Source organism: Mesorhizobium sp. M4B.F.Ca.ET.089.01.1.1, from assembly GCF_004022605.1.
GTDB lineage: Bacteria > Pseudomonadota > Alphaproteobacteria > Rhizobiales > Rhizobiaceae > Mesorhizobium > Mesorhizobium abyssinicae.
In genome coordinates this window covers 1-842 of the sequence record NZ_RZOS01001016.1, presented here as the reverse complement: position 1 = coordinate 842, position 842 = coordinate 1, and the positions used below count along the sequence as shown (strand labels likewise).

At 66.0% G+C, this 842-nt stretch carries 1 pseudogene; it reads left to right on the top strand.

Features of this window, described 5'->3' with window-relative positions:
* Nucleotides 1–842, top strand: a pseudogene (locus tag EN780_RS35715) (kinesin); the annotation flags it as partial.

The window sequence follows — 842 nt, the reverse complement described above, 5'->3', positions numbered from 1 at the left end:
ACGCTGGCGCGCGCGGTCGAGCTGGAAACGCTTGTCCACAGCGAAGTCAACCAGATCGAGCGCTCCTATTCGGAGAACGAGGCCCGCATCCGCTCGCTGGTCGATGGCCTCGGCAGCGAGCGCGAAGCGGTCGTCAGCCATGCCGAGCGCGTGCGCGCCTCGATCGCCAGCGCGCATGAGACGCTGCGCGACGAAATCGGCTCCGCCAGCGACATCATCCGCGACTCCATCCTCAATGCGTCGACCAAGCTGTCGATGACGATCAACAATTCCGGCGACACGCTGATCGACCGCATCAACGAAAGCTCGATGTCGATCTTCGATTCGGTCGAGGGCCGACTCGATTCGATCACCGACCGGCTGTCGACCTCGGGCGAGGCCTTCGCCAGCCTGCTCGACACCCGCATCGCCAAACTGACCGACACCACCGACGGCCTCACTCGCTCGCTGACTGACCTGCTCGACGACCGCACCAGCGGCATGGTTTCGCTGCTGGGCGGCGCCGCGCGCACGCTGAGCTCCGAGTTCGAGAACAGCCTCAGCGGCATCGAGCGGACGCTGGCTGAACGCGGCCAGGCGCTGATCAGCGAATTCCAGACCCGCGCCGAGGCGCTCGACACCGGCACGCAGAAGCTCAATGCCGCGCTCGAAGCCCGCGCCCGCCAGATCAATGAGACGCTGGTCGAGCGCGCTCGCGAAATCGCCAATACCTTTGCAGAGAGCAAGGACCAGCTCTCGGCGATGATCGACCAGGGCAAGACGCAGATCGGCGCCGACATGGCCGACATCGTCTCGTCGACCTCCTCCATGCTCGAGGCCCGCGCCAGCGACTTCGCCGGCCG